The organism is Pseudomonas sp. O230 (genome assembly GCF_045447035.1).
In the GTDB taxonomy this organism is placed as follows: domain Bacteria; phylum Pseudomonadota; class Gammaproteobacteria; order Pseudomonadales; family Pseudomonadaceae; genus Aquipseudomonas.
The window spans coordinates 244092-258431 of the sequence record NZ_JBJGXN010000003.1 but is presented as its reverse complement, the minus strand read 5'-3'; the positions used below and the strand labels follow the sequence as shown (position 1 = coordinate 258431).

13 protein-coding genes are annotated in these 14340 nt (G+C 59.8%); 7 read left to right on the top strand and 6 right to left on the bottom strand.

Annotated features, from left to right (window positions below):
- Positions 1–6 precede the first annotated feature (6 nt).
- Entirely contained in the window at positions 7–612 is a 606-nt protein-coding gene (locus ACI77H_RS07560) for an arylesterase (protein WP_407011279.1), read from the bottom strand.
- A gap of 10 nt (positions 613–622) precedes the next feature.
- Here ACI77H_RS07560 and ACI77H_RS07555 point away from each other — a divergent pair, with 10 nt between their 5' ends.
- From ACI77H_RS07555 to greB, 3 genes are read left to right on the top strand one after another with little or no spacing between them, the layout of a single operon-like run.
- Entirely contained in the window at positions 623–1306 is a 684-nt protein-coding gene (locus ACI77H_RS07555; RefSeq protein ID WP_407011278.1) for an ABC transporter ATP-binding protein, read from the top strand.
- Complete coding sequence (locus ACI77H_RS07550; RefSeq protein WP_407011277.1) at positions 1306–3810, top strand: ABC transporter permease; 2505 nt, start codon at positions 1306–1308, stop codon at positions 3808–3810. The genes ACI77H_RS07555 and ACI77H_RS07550 overlap by 1 nt, the downstream gene beginning before the upstream one ends.
- Positions 3811–3844: 34 nt before the next feature.
- On the top strand, positions 3845–4342 hold the full coding sequence (gene greB / locus ACI77H_RS07545; protein WP_407011275.1) for a transcription elongation factor GreB: 498 nt from the start codon (positions 3845–3847) through the stop codon (positions 4340–4342).
- 3 nt (positions 4343–4345) lie between these two features.
- Here greB and ACI77H_RS07540 read toward each other — a convergent pair whose 3' ends face one another.
- The 3 genes from ACI77H_RS07540 to ACI77H_RS07530 all read right to left on the bottom strand — a co-directional run bounded on the left by ACI77H_RS07540 (position 4346) and on the right by ACI77H_RS07530 (position 6864).
- The gene (locus ACI77H_RS07540) at positions 4346–4654 is read right to left on the bottom strand and encodes a class I SAM-dependent methyltransferase (RefSeq protein ID WP_407011274.1); all 309 of its coding nucleotides are present in this window, start codon (positions 4652–4654) and stop codon (positions 4346–4348) included.
- 248 nt (positions 4655–4902) lie between these two features.
- Entirely contained in the window at positions 4903–5337 is a 435-nt protein-coding gene (locus tag ACI77H_RS07535; RefSeq protein ID WP_150631044.1) for a DoxX family protein, read from the bottom strand.
- 105 nt (positions 5338–5442) lie between these two features.
- Entirely contained in the window at positions 5443–6864 is a 1422-nt protein-coding gene (locus tag ACI77H_RS07530; protein WP_407011272.1) for a transglycosylase SLT domain-containing protein, read from the bottom strand.
- A gap of 234 nt (positions 6865–7098) precedes the next feature.
- Between ACI77H_RS07530 and ACI77H_RS07525 the strand changes: the two genes are divergently transcribed.
- Complete coding sequence (locus ACI77H_RS07525) at positions 7099–7908, top strand: TatD family hydrolase (protein ID WP_407011271.1); 810 nt, start codon at positions 7099–7101, stop codon at positions 7906–7908.
- A gap of 40 nt (positions 7909–7948) precedes the next feature.
- On the opposite strand, the gene ACI77H_RS07520 is transcribed toward ACI77H_RS07525, so the two are convergent.
- Positions 7949–9175, bottom strand: coding sequence for an acyl-CoA dehydrogenase (locus ACI77H_RS07520; RefSeq protein WP_407011269.1), 1227 nt, complete (start codon positions 9173–9175; stop codon positions 7949–7951).
- Positions 9176–9327: 152 nt separating this feature from the next.
- On the opposite strand from ACI77H_RS07520, the gene ACI77H_RS07515 reads away from it, so the two are divergent.
- The 3 genes from ACI77H_RS07515 (at position 9328) to ACI77H_RS07505 (ending at position 11878) form a co-directional block, all read left to right on the top strand.
- On the top strand, positions 9328–10257 hold the full coding sequence (locus ACI77H_RS07515) for a LysR family transcriptional regulator (RefSeq protein WP_008031887.1): 930 nt from the start codon (positions 9328–9330) through the stop codon (positions 10255–10257).
- A 196-nt stretch (positions 10258–10453) separates the two neighbouring features.
- Positions 10454–10852 carry a MerR family DNA-binding transcriptional regulator gene (locus ACI77H_RS07510; protein ID WP_150631041.1) on the top strand — a complete coding sequence of 133 codons (399 nt, stop codon included), beginning with the start codon at positions 10454–10456 and terminating at the stop codon, positions 10850–10852.
- A gap of 126 nt (positions 10853–10978) precedes the next feature.
- Positions 10979–11878 (top strand): hydroxymethylglutaryl-CoA lyase, encoded by a 900-nt coding sequence (locus ACI77H_RS07505; RefSeq protein ID WP_407011268.1) that lies wholly within the window; start codon positions 10979–10981, stop codon positions 11876–11878.
- A gap of 618 nt (positions 11879–12496) precedes the next feature.
- Here the strand turns inward: ACI77H_RS07505 and ACI77H_RS07500 are convergent.
- Positions 12497–14194 carry an AMP-binding protein gene (locus tag ACI77H_RS07500; protein ID WP_407011267.1) on the bottom strand — a complete coding sequence of 566 codons (1698 nt, stop codon included), beginning with the start codon at positions 14192–14194 and terminating at the stop codon, positions 12497–12499.
- Positions 14195–14340 lie beyond the last annotated feature (146 nt).

The following is a 14340-nucleotide window of genomic DNA, read 5'->3' as shown; positions in this document are numbered from 1 at the left end:
AATATTTCAAAGCAGCGGTTTCAGCGTCGGCCAGACATTTTCCAGCAACTTGCCCTGAGCCCCCGCAGCCGGGTGCAGGCCGTCTGCCTGCATCAGGTCGGGATGCCCGCCCACGCCGTCGAGGAAAAACGGCACCAGCGGGATTTTTTTCTCGGTGGCGACGTTGCTGAAAACCTCAGCGAAGGCCTTGGTGTAGCGCGCACCGTAGTTGGGCGGCAGTTGCATGCCGAGCAAAAGCACTTTGGCACCACTGGCCCTGGAGCTGTCGATCATCGCTGCAAGGTTTTGTTGCAATTGTGTTGGCAGCATTCCACGCAGCCCGTCATTGCCACCCAACTCGAGGATCACCAACTCCGGTTTATGCTCTGCAAGCAGCGCAGGCAGGCGCGCGTGGCCCCCGGCACTGGTGTCGCCGCTGATGGACGCGTTGACCACCTTATCGTCGAAACCTTCGCGCTTGAGCCGTTGCTCAAGCAAAGACACCCACCCCAGGCGGGTATCCAGTCCGAAACCGGCGCTGATACTATCGCCAACGATCAGGACTGTACCCGCCGCTGCGTTCTGGGCCATGCACATCAAGGCCAGGCCAGCACTCAAAAACCACACACGCATCGGATTCTCCATGGGCGCAAGCATTCTCACCGCGAAGAACCTCAGCAAAGTGGTTCCCAGCGCGGAAGGTGAACTGACTATCCTGCACGAACTCAGCATGGAACTGAACAAGGGCGACAGCCTGGCCATCGTCGGCGCGTCCGGCTCGGGGAAATCCACCCTCCTCGGCCTGCTCGCCGGCCTCGACTTGCCGAGCAGCGGTGAAGTCACCCTCGCAGGCCAGGGCCTGAGCAATCTCGATGAAGACCAACGCGCACGCATCCGCGCCGAACACGTCGGCTTTGTCTTTCAATCATTCCAACTGCTCGACAGTCTCAACGCACTGGAAAACGTCATGCTGCCGCTGGAACTCGATGGCCGCAAAGACGCCCGTGAACGCGCCACCGAATTGCTGCAACGGGTCGGTTTAGGCCAACGCCTGACCCACTCACCGCGCCAGCTCTCCGGTGGCGAGCAGCAACGCGTGGCGATTGCCCGTGCGTTTGCCGCCGAACCCGACGTGCTGTTCGCCGACGAACCCACCGGCAACCTCGACAGCCACACCGGCGAGCGCATCAGCGATTTATTGTTCGAATTGAACAAGGAACGCGGCACAACGCTGGTGCTGGTGACCCACGATGAACGCCTGGCACATCGTTGCCGGCGCCTGATCCGTCTTGAAGCCGGCCTGCTGGTCGCCCCTCTGGAGCCTTGATGGCACGCCTGCCGCTGTTGCGCCTGTTCAGTCTCGCCCTCCGCCAACTGCTGCGCGACGCCCGCGCCGGTGAGTTGCGGGTGTTGTTCTTCGCCTTGCTGGTGGCGGTGGCGGCGAGTACAGCCATCGGTTATTTCGGCGCCCGCCTGAATGGCGCCATGATGTTGCGCGCCACCGAATTCCTGGGCGCCGACCTGCTGCTCGAAGGCAGCTCACCGGCACGCCCCGAACAGATCAAAAGTGGCACGGAACTGGGCCTTGAACACGCGCAGGTGGTGGAGTTCTCCAGCGTGATCGCCACCGACAACGGCATTCAGCTGTCCAGTATCAAAGCCGCCGACGACGTCTATCCACTGCGCGGCGAGCTGAAAAGCGCCCCCGCGCCCTTCGCTGCAGAACAATCCGGAGGCGGACCGAAACCCGGCGAAGCCTGGGTTGAAGCGCGGCTGCTGACCGCACTGGATCTGAAGATCGGCGACAGCATCGACGTCGGCATGCGCAGCCTGAAACTGGCGCGCGTACTGACCTATGAACCGGACCGCGCCGGCAATTTCTACAGCCTGACGCCGCGCGTGCTGATCAACCTCAGCGACCTCGCCGCCACCGGCGTGGTGCAACCCGGCAGCCGCGTCAGCTACCGCAAACTCTGGCGCGGCAAGACCGAAGCACTGGAAGCCTACCGTCAACTGATCAAGCCCGGCCTCGCCGCCAACCAGCGCATTCAGGATGCGCGTGACGGCAACCGGCAGATCGGCGGTGCACTGGGCAAAGCCGAGCGCTACTTGAGCATGGCCAGTCTGGTGGCGGTGCTGTTATCCGGCGTCGCAGTGGCGCTGTCGGCGACGCGCTTCGCCACTCGCCGCTTCGATGCCAGTGCACTGTTGCGCTGCCTTGGACTGTCCCGTCGGGAAACCATGGTGCTGTTCAGTTTGCAGCTGACGGTTCTCGGACTGCTGGCCAGTATCAGCGGCGCCTTGCTTGGCTGGCTGGCGCAACTTGGCCTGTTCGCGCTACTGCATGATTTGTTGCCGACCGATGTTCCTCCGGGCGGATTGTTTCCGGCTATCGCCGGGATCGGCACCGGACTGGTGGCGCTGGCCGGTTTTGCCTTGCCGCCATTGGCTGCGCTGGGTCGGGTCCCGCCACTGCGCGTGTTACGTCGCGACATGCTGCCGATACCTTCCAGCACGTGGATGGTCTACGGCGCGGCACTGGGCGCTCTCGGGCTGATCATGTGGCGGCTGAGCCTGGATTTGGTACTGACCTTCGCCCTGCTCGGCGGTGGGGTGATCGCGGCGCTGGTGCTGGGTGGCTTGCTGTTGCTGTTGCTCAAGAGCCTGCGCCGGATGCTCGCGCGCGCTTCGTTGCCGTGGCGTCTCGGCCTGGGTCAATTGCTGCGTCATCCATTGGCGGCAGCGGGCCAATCGCTGGCCTTCGGTTTGATCTTGCTGTCCATGGCGTTGATCGCTTTGCTGCGCGGCGAATTGCTGGACACCTGGCAAAACCAGTTGCCGAAAAACGCGCCTAATTATTTCGCGCTGAACATCCTGCCGGCGGACAAACAGGCGTTCACCGATCGCCTGATCGAACTGTCGGCGCAATCGGCGCCGTTGTACCCGGTGGTGCCGGGGCGGTTGATCAGCATCAACGGCGAAGCGGTGCAGGACATTGTCAGCAAGGACTCGGCCGGTGATCGGGCGATTCAACGCGACCTGAGCCTGACCTGGGCGGCGGACCTGCCGGCCGGCAACAAACTCACCGCCGGCAACTGGTGGAGCGACCAGGCGCCGGATGACGTTCCCGGTGTGTCGGTGGAAGGTAAAGTCGCCGAGAGCCTGAAACTCAAGCTCGGCGATCACATGGTCTTCACCGTCGGCGGCGTCAATCGCGAAGCGAAGGTCACCAGCCTGCGGGAGATTAACTGGGACAACTTCCAGCCGAACTTCTTCATGATTTTCCAGCCTGGCACATTGAAGGATCTGCCGGCGACCTACCTGACCAGCTTCTATCTGGCGGCCGGGCATGATCAGCAGATCGTCGACCTGTCCCGCGCCTTTCCGGCGGTGACCATTCTGCAAGTCGAGGCCTTGCTGGCGCAGCTGCGCAGCATCCTCGCCCAGGTCACCCTGGCGGTGGAGTACGTGTTGTTGTTTGTGTTGGCGGCGGGGATGGCGGTGTTGTTCTCGGGCCTGCAAGCCACACTCGATGAACGTATTCGCCAAGGCGCATTGCTGCGGGCACTGGGGGCCGAGCGACAGTTGCTGGTCAAGGCCCGGCGGATCGAGTTCGGCTTGCTGGGCGCGGTCAGCGGATTGCTGGCGGCGCTGGGCTCGGAGCTGGTAAGTCTGGTGCTGTACCGATACGCCTTCGACCTGCCTTGGCACCCACATCCGTGGCTGTTGGTGTTGCCACTGATTGGCGCCGTGCTGATCGGCGGTGCCGGCGTGTTCGGCACCCGTCGTGCGTTGAACGCCAGCCCCCTGACAGTCTTGCGCGAGGGTTGATAGACTCGACCCTTCTCAACCACAAGAAGTTGCCATGAGCCGTTATCGCCCTCCCCGCCCCGCTGGCACCGCGCTGATCACTCCAGAAGGTGAAGCGCGGATGCGGGCCGAGTTCCATGAGCTCTGGCATGTGCGCCGACCGCAAGTTACGCAATCGGTCAGCGAGGCCGCGGCGCAGGGTGATCGCTCCGAAAACGCCGAATACACCTACGGCAAAAAGATGCTGCGCGAGATCGACAGTCGCGTGCGCTTTCTCACCAAACGGCTGGAAGCGCTCAAGGTGGTCAGCGAAAAGCCCAGCGATCCGAACAAAGTCTACTTCGGTGCCTGGGTCTCCATTGAAGATGAGGAAGGCAAAGAATCACGCTACCGCATCGTCGGGCCAGATGAGTTGGACCTGAAGCTGGGCCTGATCAGCATCGACTCACCGTTGGCACGCGCCCTGATCGGCAAGGCGCTGGACGCCGAAGTTCGAGTGCAGACGCCTACCGGCGAACAATGCGTGTATATCGTGGCGATTGATTACCCATAAGCTTTAACGCCGGGTGATCAGCCCTTGCCGGGCGACGCGGGTCAGTTGCCTGATCATCTCGGGTGCGTCTTCGATGGCGGGGGATTGAATCACCGCCAAGTCAAAACTGTCACTGGCAAAGCGCGCCAGTGACTCACCGTCTTCGACAAACTGGATCAGGAAGGCTGCTGGCCCACCAGTGCGACGTGGCCAGCCATCGAGGTAACGCAGAAGCGTCGGCTGATGCTTGCCACCAAGCAGGATTTTTGGATTGCGCTGGGTCAGATGTGCCGTGATCGGCGCGGGGCGTACAACGGGGCTTAGTGCATTCATCGTGTCGTGTCTCTGCCTCAAAAGTCTGCATGGCAGGTGAGAGGCAACACCGAACCAGCGCTTTAGCGGTATTTCGAAGCCTGTTTCAAGCTTCTATCGGCAACTGAATCAGTCACCTGGCGCCCCGCAAGTAGCTGTTTAAATCGGCGCATGAGCAGCATCCTAGAGAAGCCGACACGGCAGTGTCAAGAATCCCGAGCAACAAAAAAGGCCCGCGCAATGCGGGCCTTTTCGTTGAGCCAGAGCGGTCAGCCAGCGATGGCGCGGTCGACCGACAGCTTGCCGGCGCCTTCGATCAGCACCGCGATGCTGCCACCGAGCAGGGCCAGGGCGAATTCATAACCGTTGTTGGCCATGAACAGGCCGTGGCTGATATGCACGCTGAAGATTGCGACCAGTGACAGAAATGTCAGACCGAGTGCCGCCGGGCGGACCAGCAAACCGATGATCAAGGCCAGTCCGGCGAAGAACTCGGTACCACCGGCCAACGTGGCCATCAGGTAACCCGGAGCCAGGCCGATGCTTTCCATGTACTGCGCAGTGCCCGCCAGACCGTAGCCGCCGAAGGCGCCGAAGAGTTTCTGCGAGCCGTGGGCAGCGAAGATGATGCCGACGAAGATCCGCAGGACAGTCAGGCCGTAGCCAGCGCGGGTAAACAGTACCTTGTTGATCAGTGAGCTCATGCTGTGTCATCCATTGTGTGTTTATGTGTTGGTTGGCCGCTATATTAATCAGTAAATTAAATGTTAAAAGCGCAAAAAATCCACAATAACAATCAGTTTAGTTGATCATTTTCGTGAGGCAACTTTCTGCCCCTGGGGCTCCAACGACTCCCGCTCCCGATCGAACGCCAGGTAATACTTGTTCACGCTATTAACATAGCTGACGGGCCCCATTCCCACCTGCTCCATGGCGATGCGCTCGACCTGGAAGAACCATTGATTGGGATTCAAGCCACGCCGACGCGCCTCGGCGCGCATGCCCTGAACCCGCTCCGGCCCAATGTTGTAGGCCGCCAACACAAACGCCATGCGCTCACGCTCGTTGAGTTTGGGGCTGGCAAAAAACTTGCGACGAATCATCGCCAGGTATTTAGCCCCGGCCTGCACATTGGCATCGAGGTCTTGAATGTTGTTGACCCCCACCCGCTGGGCCGCCGACGGAGTGATCTGCATCAGGCCAGTGGGGCCACCGCCGCTTCGCACGCTGGGCTGCAGCGCGGATTCCTTGAATGCCAATGCCGCCAGATTCAACCAGTCCATGCCTTGGGCATTGGCGTGTTTCTGCAACACCGGCCGAAGTTTTTCCAGACGTTGGCGATCAGCCTTGGCCAATGGATAGTGCACTTGATACAGGCGACGATAGATCCGCAGGAACGCGGCATCCTGATCCGAAGGCTTTTTATACCCAATCAGGAAGCGATCGATACTCGCCCGCAGCATCGACGCGTCGCGGCGCACGAACCAGAACTCTTCCCCCGGCTCGCTGATCAGCACTTGCCGATCAAAGCGCAACTTGGGCAGGATTTTGCCCCAGCGCTCGGCAATCGGTTGCTCGACAATGGTCAAGTGAAAGATCCCGCCCTGAACCATTTCCAGCACGTCTTCGACCGCCAGACTCGGATCGACCCACTCGATCTTCACCGGAGCCAGTTTGTGCAGGGCGAGTTTTTGATTGATCTGACTGATCGCGTCCCCGGCGGCGCTGCCGGTGGGTAATGCCAGGGTTTTACCGGAAAGTTGTTCGAGACGGGTGTAGCGCTTCTCCCCTTTGATGCCGACCAGGACCAGAGGAATGTCGCGGGCAATCGGCTCGCTGGTGCTGACGGCGTAGCCCGGTTGCAGATCAAGCAACTCGCCCGGCGCAACCATATCACCCTCCCCGCGCTGCAACGCGCCGAGCAGTTGATCCTTGGCTTTGGGAATGATCTTGAGCGTCACTTCCTGACCGTCACGGGCATGACCGTTGAGGTATTGCTCAAAGGCGCGCAGGCGATGATATTCGACGCCGATGGCCTGGCCCTGGACTTCGCCGGAGCTGTTGCGGCTCTGGTTAACCAGCACCTTCAGCACCCGGCTGCTGCGGATTTCCTGCAGATCGCGCACCTTGGCCGCCGGTACGGCTTGCAGCGGGCCGGCCAGCCGCGCAACCGCCGGCATCGGCAACAGCAACGAACCACACAGCAGTAACAAAATCGAGGGACGTGTCATCCACTCTCCGGAAAGAATACTGGGCCGATTTCAAAAAAACGGTTGAAATCGAACGACAGAAACAGAGCGCTTGAGCGCTGGCAAAGTGCGAAAGACTGGCACAGTGATGGCACGCTGACCACCCCAGCCTGTCTCGCGGCATCAAAAGACAGCTTTAACTCGTTGTAGTTCTTGGCTTTTCTTATAAATCTACAGCTCTGATATGCTTTCCGGCCTTTGGTCCGAGGTAGCACCATGCAACTCATCGATATCGGCGTCAACCTGACCAACCCCAGTTTTGCCGACAAACACCAGGCTGTACTCGACCGCGCCTACGCAGCCGGCGTCTGCCAATTGGTGATCACCGGCACCAGTGTCGAAGGCAGCGAACAGGCGCTGGAACTGTGCCAGCAATGGGATGAGACGGCGCAACGGCTGTTCGCCACCGCCGGCATTCACCCGCATTCGGCCAGCGAATGGAATGCGGACAGCGCCCAGCGTCTGCGCAGTTTGCTCAGAGAGCCGAACGTAGTGGCGGTGGGTGAATGCGGGCTGGATTTCAATCGCGATTTCTCGCCGCGTCCGCAACAGGAAAAAGTCCTCGAACAACACCTGGAGATGGCGATCGAGTTGCAACTGCCGGTATTCCTCCATGAACGGGACGCCAGTCAGCGACTTTTGGAGATTCTCCGCGATTATCGAGATCAGTTGCCTGCGGCCGTGGTGCATTGCTTCACCGGCGAAAAGAAGGCGCTGTTCAGCTACCTCGACCTGGACTTGCACATCGGCATCACCGGTTGGATTTGCGATGAGCGTCGGGGCACGCATTTGCATCCGTTGGTGAAAGAAATCAAACGCGGGCGATTGATGCTGGAGAGTGATGCGCCGTATCTGCTACCGCGCACTTTGCGGCCCAAGCCGAAAAATGGTCGCAACGAGCCGGCGTATCTGACGGAAGTGTTGCGGGAAGTGGCATTGCATCGCGGGGAAAGCGAGGACGACCTGGCCGCCCACAGCACCGCGTGTGCGCGGGCCTTTTTCGGGCTGCCTTCTATAGAAGGATGACGTCATCGCGGGCCGCCATCCGGCCCGCAACAAAACGGTCTTAGCTGCTGCGCAGCATTTCCTTTGGCACGTATTTGCCGATCTCGAACTTGCCGATCGCCGCTCGGTGCACTTCGTCCGGGCCGTCGGCCAGGCGCAGCGTGCGCTGCATGGCATACATGTAGGCCAGCGGGAAATCGTTGGAAACCCCTGCCCCGCCATGGATCTGGATCGCCCGGTCGATGACCCGCAACGCCACGTTCGGTGCCACAACCTTGATCTGCGCGATTTCGCTCTTCGCCACTTTGTTGCCGACGGTGTCCATCATGTACGCCGCTTTCAAGGTCAGCAGGCGCGCCATGTCGATCTCCATCCGCGAGTCGGCGATTTTGTCGATGTTGCCGCCCAGACGCGCCAACGGTTTGCCGAACGCGGTGCGGTTTACCGCGCGTTTGCACATCAGTTCCAGTGCACGCTCGGCCATGCCGATCGAACGCATGCAGTGATGAATCCGGCCCGGGCCAAGGCGACCTTGAGCGATTTCAAAGCCGCGTCCTTCACCCAACAGGACGTTTTCGTACGGCACCCGGACGTTTTCGAACAGCACTTCGGCGTGTCCGTGCGGCGCGTCGTCGTAACCGAACACCGGCAGCGGACGGACGATCTTCACGCCAGGAGCATCCACCGGCACCAGAATCATCGAATGCTGAGCGTGGCGCGGCGCGTCGGGATTGCTCAGGCCCATGAAGATCAGAATCTTGCAGCGCGGATCGCAGGCACCCGAGGTCCACCATTTCTTGCCGTTGATCACCCACTCGTCACCGTCACGCACGGCGCGGGCGGCCATATTGGTGGCGTCGGAGGACGCCACGTCCGGCTCGGTCATGGCGAACGCCGAGCGGATCTCGCCGCGCAGCAGCGGTTCGAGCCAGCGTTGCTTCTGTTCTTCGTTGGCGTAGCGCACCAGCACTTCCATGTTGCCGGTGTCGGGCGCCGAGCAGTTGAACGGCTCAGGCCCCAGCAGCGAGCGACCCATGATTTCTGCCAATGGCGCGTATTCGAGGTTGGTCAGGCCGGCGCCGAGTTCGGACTCAGGCAGAAACAAATTCCACAGGCCTTCGGCCTTGGCCTTGAGTTTCAGTTCTTCCATGATCGCAGTCGGCTGCCAACGGTCACCCTCGGCAACCTGGCGCTCGAACACGGCTTCGGCGGGATAAACGTAGGTGTCCATGAACGCGGTCACGCGCTCACGCAGTTCTTGCACCTTGGGCGAATAAGCGAAATCCATGAGCAGCTACCTTCTGGGGGGAGGTTGTTTAGGTCATGCAATCGATGCTAGAACAGCTACGAAAATTTACCTAGCCTATTCTCGGCGTGTATTAACATTCATCACCGATATATGATCGGCTGATTGAGAACCAACAATAAGAGTGCAGCGCAATGAATCTGAGCAAGGTCGACCTCAACCTTTTCATCGTCTTCGACGCGATCTACACCGAAGCCAACCTGACCCGCGCCGGACAGATTGTCGGCATTACTCAACCGGCCGTTTCGAACGCTCTGGCACGCCTGCGCGAGACGTTCAACGATCCGTTGTTCGTGCGTACGGCCCAAGGCATGGTGCCAACGCCGATGGCGCAAAACATCATCGGCCCGGTACGCAACGCACTCTCGCTGCTGCGGGTGTCGGTGCAGGAAAGCCGCATCTTCAACCCGTTGCAGGCGGTCAAGACGTATCGCATCAGCATGACCGACCTCACCGAAGCGGTGATCCTGCCGCCCTTGTTCCAGCGCCTGCGCCGCCTGGCGCCGACGGTAATCATCGAAAGCTTCCTGTCCAAGCGCCGCGAGACCACCAAGGAACTGGCGGCCGGGCGTCTGGACTTTGCGGTGGATGCACCGCTCAACACCGACCCGCAAGTGCGTCACGTCAAGTTGATGGAAGACCGTTACGTGTGCGCCATGCGCAAGGGCCATCCGCTGGCGACCAAGGAAAAATTCACCCTCGATGACTACCTGTCGCTGACGCACATCCATATTTCCAGCCGCCGCAGCGGTCTGGGTCATGTCGACCTGGCCCTGGGCAAGATGGGCATCCAGCGCAAGATTGCCCTGCGCTCCCAGCATTACTTGATGGCGTCGCAGGTGTTGCAGCAGACCGACATGGTCATGACCGTGCCGGAGCGTTTCGCCCGCCGCCATGATTTGTACTCGGTGAACCTGCCAGTCAACGATGTGCCGCCGGTGGAGACTCACCTTTACTGGCACGAAAGCACCGACCAGGACCCGGCCAACCGCTGGATGCGTGAGCAGATGATCGAGCTGTGCCAGCAAGTGACGGCGCATGAGAAGAAGCTTGATAAGGTGTAGGACGTTAGACCCTGGCGCCGCCTTCGTGAGCAAGCCCGCTCCCACATTCAACCGCATTCGTTCTGAAGGAACTCGGTCAAATCTGGGAGCGGGCTTGCTCGCGGAGAGGCCCGCAAGAACACCAACGATCGACGCCCCTTGACGTAAACGTCAACCTGCCTTTAGCTTAGCGCCATGACCTTTTTCGAGAGCAGCCATGAGCAGCCAGACCTATAGCATTTCCGACCTCGCCCGCGAGCTCGACATCACCACGCGGGCCATTCGCTTCTATGAAGAGCAAGGCCTGCTCAGCCCCGAGCGACGCGGTCAGGAACGCATCTATTCGCCCCGTGACAAGGTCAGCCTGAAACTGATCCTGCGGGGCAAGCGCATTGGTTTCTCGCTCGCCGAATGTCGCGAGCTGATCGAACTCTACGATCCCACCGGCGGCAATCAGAAACAGCTGCAAACCATGCTGAACAAAATCGCCGAGCGCCGCGAACAGCTGGAGCAGCAGATGCTCGACATCGAGCAGATGAAGCTGGAACTGGACACCGCGCAAGAGCGCTGCACCCAGGCACTGGAACAGACGATGAAAAGCCAGCCGGTCCTGTAGGAGCAAGCTTGCTCGCGATGGCGCCGGGTCAGTCGACATCGGTGTTGAGGTGCTACCGCAATCGCGAGCAAGCTCGCTCCCATAGGTTTATCACGACATTCAGACAATCAGCACAGGTCGATTCCCATGTCCCTTCCTTCCCACGTACGCCTGGTCGAAGTCGGCCCCCGCGACGGTCTGCAAAACGAAGCTCAACCAATCAGCGTTGCCGACAAGGTTCAATTGGTCGACGCGTTGACCGCTGCCGGCCTCGGCTATATAGAAGTCGGCAGTTTCGTTTCGCCCAAATGGGTGCCGCAAATGGCCGGATCCGCCGAGGTCTTCGCGCAAATCCAGCGCAAACCGGGCGTGACCTACGGCGCCCTCGCCCCCAACCTGCGCGGGTTTGAAGATGCGATCGCCGCCGGGGTAACGGAAGTCGCCGTGTTCGCCGCAGCGTCCGAAGCGTTTTCCCAGCGCAACATCAATTGCTCGATCAGCGAAAGCCTGGAGCGCTTTGCGCCGATCATGGAAGCCGCCAGGCAGCACGGCGTCAGCGTTCGCGGTTATGTGTCCTGTGTGCTGGGCTGCCCTTATGAAGGTCACGTCAAACCCGAGCAAGTTGCCCGGGTCGCCCGCGAGCTCTATGCCATGGGCTGCTACGAAGTCTCGCTGGGGGACACCATCGGCACCGGCACGGCGAGCGCCACGCGCAAAATGTTCGAGGTGGTCTCGGCCGACGTGCCACGGGAAAAACTGGCGGGTCACTTCCACGACACCTATGGCCAGGCCATGGCCAACATCTACGCCAGCCTGCTCGAAGGGATTTCGGTGTTTGACAGTTCCATCGCCGGCCTCGGCGGCTGCCCCTACGCCAAAGGCGCCAGCGGTAACGTCGCCACCGAAGACGTGGTTTACCTGCTCAATGGCCTCGGGATCGAAACGGGTATCGACCTGGACGCCTTGATTCTGGCCGGCCAGCAGATTTGCACGGTGCTGGGGCGCCCTACCGGTTCGCGCGTGGCCAAGGCGCGCAGCGCGCAGTGAGTGCGCTGATGTGTCCAGGTGTTACCGCAACGTCTGGAACGTGGGGGACAAGCGAGTAACACGGAAACAAATTGTAGGGTTTTACCTGACAGAAAAACCCTAAGAAAAATCAAGCCATTGATTTTAAAGGGTTTTTAAAAGTTGGCACGGCTTCTGCTATCTCTATGGCATAACAAGAATAAAAAGCAGCAAACCAATAAAAATAAGACGTAACGACTCTGACATAACAAGAACAACACGGCAGAGACGCAGCTAACAGATTTTTTTGGAGAAGGTGTGCTTTTCAGGGTGCTTTTCGGAGTAACCCGCAACCGGGCAGAGAACAATAAAACTACCTTCAGGTAGCTCCCGAACTGGTTGGATCGCTTAGCGAAAAAGTAGATCAGCGCTCAAAAAAATACGTTTGCTCTTGATCCCGGATGGGGATCGACAAAAACAGCGGTAAAGGGTCACGGTTACCAAAAACAAAAACAGACCGTCCCTCAATAATAAAAAAAGAGCACGCGCAACGACAAAATTAAAGGGGAGCTTCGGCTCCCCTTTGTGCTTTCTGCAATTCAGGTTTTCAACGCCGCCCTTGTGGGTGCCAGCCTGCTGGCTCCCACAAGGGCGAATTTGTCAGACCTGCTTTCCGCTCAACTCCTCGATGCTGATCTCGCGCATCCGGAATTTCTGGATCTTGCCGGTCACGGTCATCGGAAACTCTTCCACAAACTTGAAGTGACGCGGTGTCTTGAAGTGCGCGATGCGCTCCTTGCACCAGGTTTGCAGCTCTTGCTCGGTAGCACTGTGACCGGGGTGGAATTTGATCCAGGCGACGATTTCTTCGCCATAACGCGAACACGGGATACCGATCACTTGCACGTCCGCCACCGCCGGGTGGGTAAAGAAGAACTCTTCAAGCTCCCGCGGGTAAATATTCTCACCACCGCGGATGATCATGTCCTTATTGCGTCCGGCAATGCACACGTAGCCTTCATCGTTCATGCTCGCCAGATCACCGGTGTGCATCCAACCGGCCTGATCGATGGCTTCGGCGGTGCCTTGCGGGTTGTTCCAGTAGCCGAGCATCACGCTGTAGCCACGGGTGCAGAGCTCGCCGATGGTACCGCGCGGCACCAGGTTGCCCGCTTCGTCGATGATTTTGCTTTCAAGCTGCGGCTGGGTGCGGCCGACCGTGGTGACGCGCACTTCCAGCTCGTCTGAAGGACCGGTCTGCAACGACACCGGACTTGTTTCCGTCATGCCGTAGGCAATCTGCACTTCATTCATGTGCATTTCGCTGATCACCCGACGCATCACTTCGATCGGACAGGTCGCACCAGCCATGATCCCGGTGCGCAGGCTCGACAGATCGAATTCCGCACGCTGCGGTTGATCGAGCATGGCAATGAACATGGTCGGCACACCATACAGCGCGGTGGCCTTTTCTTCGGCGACGGTGGTCAGGGTCAATAACGGATCGAAAGCGTCATTGGGGTAAATCATGGTGCTGCCGTGGGTGATGCAGCCGAGGTTGCCCATGACCATGCCGAAACAGTGATACAGCGGCACCGGGATCACCAGCCGATCATCAGCGCTCAGGCCGAGACTTTCGCCAACCATGTAACCGTTGTTGAGAATGTTGTAGTGGCTGAGGGTCGCGCCCTTCGGAAAACCGGTAGTGCCGGAGGTGTATTGAATGTTCACGGCCTGATCGAAATGCAGGCTGTCCTGACGCTCACGCAACTGCCCGGCGGACACGCTACCGGCCAGATCAGTCAACTGTGACCACGGCAGGAAACCCGAGGGCGGCTGCGCATCCAGACTGATCACGCCACGCAAGTCCGGCAGTCGCTCGCTGTGCAACTGGCCGATGGATTGCTCCGCCAGCTCTGGCACCAGACCTTGCAGCATCGCATGGTAATTGGAAGTCTTGAACGCACCCGCGCAGACCAGCCATTGGCAGCCCGACTGCTTCAACACGTATTCGAGTTCGGAGCTGCGATACGCCGGGTTGATGTTGACCAGGATCACGCCGATCTTCGCGCTGGCGAACTGGCTGATGCACCACTGTGCGCAATTCGGCGCCCAGATGCCGAGCCGATCACCGGTCTGCAAGCCCAGCGCGAGCAGTGCCCGGGCATGCAGGTCGACGGCGTCGGACAGTTGCTGCCAGGTGTAGCGCAACTGTTGATGGCGCACGACCAGCGCCTCGCCCGTCGGATAACGGGCGACGGTGTTATCAAATGCCTGACCGATGGTCATCGCCAACAAGGCTTTGTCCTGAGAACCACGGGAATAGCTGCGCTGCGGGCTTGCACTGGGTTGATCCATGACGACCCCTATTGTCTTTATTAGTGGGTGTTACGGCGGGCCCGCTCCCACAGGGTTGGCTCGCCTTACTATGAACTGGCTCTACTCTCGCTCAAGTTGACGTTAACGTAAAGGGTGATTGACAGCCATTCGTCACAGGCTTACGT

Bases quoted from the DNA above. Each gene is read 5' to 3' on its own strand.
- ACI77H_RS07530 (WP_407011272.1), bottom strand. From the start codon at position 6,864: ATGACACGTCCCTCGATTTTGTTACTGCTGTGTGGTTCGTTGCTGTTG.
- ACI77H_RS07555 (WP_407011278.1), top strand. From the start codon at position 623: ATGGGCGCAAGCATTCTCACCGCGAAGAACCTCAGCAAAGTGGTTCCC.
- ACI77H_RS07500 (WP_407011267.1), bottom strand. From the start codon at position 14,194: ATGGATCAACCCAGTGCAAGCCCGCAGCGCAGCTATTCCCGTGGTTCT.
- ACI77H_RS07550 (WP_407011277.1), top strand. From the start codon at position 1,306: ATGGCACGCCTGCCGCTGTTGCGCCTGTTCAGTCTCGCCCTCCGCCAA.
- ACI77H_RS07520 (WP_407011269.1), bottom strand. From the start codon at position 9,175: ATGGATTTCGCTTATTCGCCCAAGGTGCAAGAACTGCGTGAGCGCGTG.
- ACI77H_RS07560 (WP_407011279.1), bottom strand. From the start codon at position 612: ATGCGTGTGTGGTTTTTGAGTGCTGGCCTGGCCTTGATGTGCATGGCC.
- ACI77H_RS07525 (WP_407011271.1), top strand. From the start codon at position 7,099: ATGCAACTCATCGATATCGGCGTCAACCTGACCAACCCCAGTTTTGCC.
- ACI77H_RS07535 (WP_150631044.1), bottom strand. From the start codon at position 5,337: ATGAGCTCACTGATCAACAAGGTACTGTTTACCCGCGCTGGCTACGGC.
- ACI77H_RS07505 (WP_407011268.1), top strand. From the start codon at position 10,979: ATGTCCCTTCCTTCCCACGTACGCCTGGTCGAAGTCGGCCCCCGCGAC.
- ACI77H_RS07540 (WP_407011274.1), bottom strand. From the start codon at position 4,654: ATGAATGCACTAAGCCCCGTTGTACGCCCCGCGCCGATCACGGCACAT.
- ACI77H_RS07510 (WP_150631041.1), top strand. From the start codon at position 10,454: ATGAGCAGCCAGACCTATAGCATTTCCGACCTCGCCCGCGAGCTCGAC.
- greB (WP_407011275.1), top strand. From the start codon at position 3,845: ATGAGCCGTTATCGCCCTCCCCGCCCCGCTGGCACCGCGCTGATCACT.
- ACI77H_RS07515 (WP_008031887.1), top strand. From the start codon at position 9,328: ATGAATCTGAGCAAGGTCGACCTCAACCTTTTCATCGTCTTCGACGCG.